Genomic DNA, 2,268 nt, shown 5'->3' with positions numbered 1-2,268 from the left:
CCCCCCCCCCCCCCCCCCCCCCCCCCCCCCCCCCCCCCCCGCACCAACCAACCCCAAAACACCGATCATGCTCTAGTGGGTGGGGGGGTGGGGGCGTTGTTTTTAAATAGGGGGGGGGGGGGGGGGGGGGCGCCCCCCCCCCCCCCCCCCCCCCCCCCACGCCCCCTTTCCCGGATCAGGGAGGCGCCGCTGTTCGCAGTACGTTCGAAACGCCCGCCGGCGCACGCCTTTCGTTCCGCCACTGCACCCGCAGCGCAACATGGGAAATCCGCGCGGCACCCTATAATCCGCGCTTTCCCCCTGATGAGTTCCACCCCGATGGCGCAGCAAACGATGAAGGCCCTGGTCAAGCGCGAAGCGGCCAAGGGCATCTGGCTGGAAGAAGTTCCGGTTCCGACGCCGGGCCCGAACGAGGTCCTGATCAAGCTCGAGAAGACCGCGATCTGCGGCACCGACCTGCACATCTACCTGTGGGACGAGTGGAGCCAGCGCACCATCAAGCCGGGCCTGACCATCGGCCATGAATTCGTCGGCCGCATCGCCGAACTCGGCTCGGCCGTCACCGGCTATGAAGTCGGCCAGCGCGTCTCGGCCGAAGGCCACATCGTCTGCGGCCACTGCCGCAACTGCCGTGGCGGCCGCCCGCACCTGTGCCCGAACACCGTAGGCATCGGCGTCAACGTCAACGGCGCCTTCGCCGAATACATGGTGATGCCGGCCAGCAATCTGTGGCCGATCCCGGACCAGATCCCGTCGGAGCTGGCGGCATTCTTCGACCCGTACGGCAACGCCGCGCACTGCGCACTGGAGTTCGACGTGATCGGCGAGGACGTGCTGATCACCGGTGCCGGCCCGATCGGCATCATCGCGGCGGGCATCTGCAAGCACATCGGCGCGCGCAACGTGGTGGTGACCGACGTCAACGACTTCCGCCTGAAGCTGGCCGCCGATATGGGTGCCACCCGCGTGGTCAACGTCGCCAACCAGTCGCTGAAGGACGTGATGAAGGAACTGCACATGGAGGGCTTCGACGTGGGCCTGGAAATGAGCGGCAACCCGCGCGCGTTCAACGACATGCTCGACTGCATGTACCACGGCGGCAAGATCGCCATGCTCGGCATCATGCCCAAGGGCGCCGGCTGCGACTGGGACAAGATCATCTTCAAGGGCCTGACCGTGCAGGGCATCTACGGCCGCAAGATGTACGAGACCTGGTACAAGATGACCCAGCTGGTGCTGTCCGGCTTCCCGCTCGGCAAGGTGATGACCCACCAGTTGCCGATCGACGACTTCCAGAAGGGCTTCGACCTGATGGAAGAAGGCAAGGCCGGCAAGGTCGTGCTGAGCTGGAACTGATTCACCGTGCCCTCGGCACGTTGAATCAGTCCGCGCATGTTTCCTTATCCCCGCGCCATTGGCGCGCCCCCTTGAACAACAAGGGGGGCTCTCCCCCGGATGGGATCAAGAACACTGCGGAATTGAAAAAGGCGCCCGATGGGCGCCTTTTTCGTGAGGCGTGCCAGGCAAGCCTGGCACCCACCCAAGCAAGGGTCAGTTGCCGATGGCCACGGTCAGCAGCACGCGGCTGTGGGCCAGCTTGCCGGAGTTGTCGCGGCCATTGCCGTCGGTGCCGTAGTAGCCCAGGCCGACGTTGAACAGGCCGAACTGGCGGCTGACGCCGACGTTCCAGTCGGTGTAGTCTTTGGCCAGGCCCTTCTCGAAGCTGCTGCGGCCGACATTGGCATTGAGCGTGAACTCCTTCGGCAAGCCCCACTGGCCGCCGACACCGTAGTACCAGCCGTCGGTGCCGCTGTTCCACTGGTCGTTGGTGTAGGCCACGGTCAGCTTGTAGGTCTCGTCCAGCGTGGTGGTGGTGACCAGCTCGTTGTAGTTCTGGTGGCTGGCACCGATGTAGGTGTAGCGGTTCAGCAGCACATCGAAATTAACGCGCGGGGTGACGTCCACGCCGTAGCCGATCTGGTAGTCGACCTCGGTGTTCGGATCACCCGGGCCGAAGTCCACGCCCGAACCCCAGACACCGGCGTACAGACCCACCGGCGAGGTGTAGGTGAAGCCCGCCTGCAGCGTCGGCTTCTCGTCAGTCTGCGACACACCACGGAACAGGTAGTCCGACACGGCGGTGACGTTCCAGCTGTACGGCGATTCGTTGTCCTGGGCGCTGGCGGCGAACGGCGCGAGGGTCAGGGCGGCGGCAATGGCGAGGCAGGCACGGGCGTGCTTCATGGGCGTCTCCGAGGGTGGCGGGGG

2 protein-coding genes are annotated in these 2,268 nt (G+C 65.7%); one reads left to right on the top strand and one right to left on the bottom strand.

Annotation, left to right across the window (positions count from 1 at the left end; translation table 11 throughout):
• Nucleotides 1-333 precede the first annotated feature (333 nt).
• Entirely contained in the window at nucleotides 334-1,356 is a 1,023-nt protein-coding gene (gene tdh, locus QRO91_RS22310) for an L-threonine 3-dehydrogenase (RefSeq protein WP_049430347.1), read from the top strand.
• Nucleotides 1,357-1,551: 195 nt separating this feature from the next.
• Here the strand turns inward: tdh and QRO91_RS22305 are convergent, their stop codons facing one another.
• Nucleotides 1,552-2,244 (bottom strand): TorF family putative porin, encoded by a 693-nt coding sequence (locus QRO91_RS22305; protein WP_049430326.1) that lies wholly within the window; start codon nucleotides 2,242-2,244, stop codon nucleotides 1,552-1,554.
• Nucleotides 2,245-2,268: the final 24 nt, after the last annotated feature.

The sequence above is a fragment of the Stenotrophomonas maltophilia group sp. Smal32 genome, assembly GCF_030237085.1.
In the GTDB taxonomy this organism is placed as follows: domain Bacteria; phylum Pseudomonadota; class Gammaproteobacteria; order Xanthomonadales; family Xanthomonadaceae; genus Stenotrophomonas; species Stenotrophomonas maltophilia_Q.
Note: the sequence above shows the minus strand (reverse complement) of the source record. Positions and strands in the feature narration are given on the sequence as shown.

What these genes read in the sequence shown, in the direction of transcription:
- tdh (WP_049430347.1), top strand. Translation starts at nt 334, where the DNA reads ATGAAGGCCCTGGTCAAGCGCGAAGCGGCCAAGGGCATCTGGCTGGAA.
- QRO91_RS22305 (WP_049430326.1), bottom strand. Translation starts at nt 2,244, where the DNA reads ATGAAGCACGCCCGTGCCTGCCTCGCCATTGCCGCCGCCCTGACCCTC.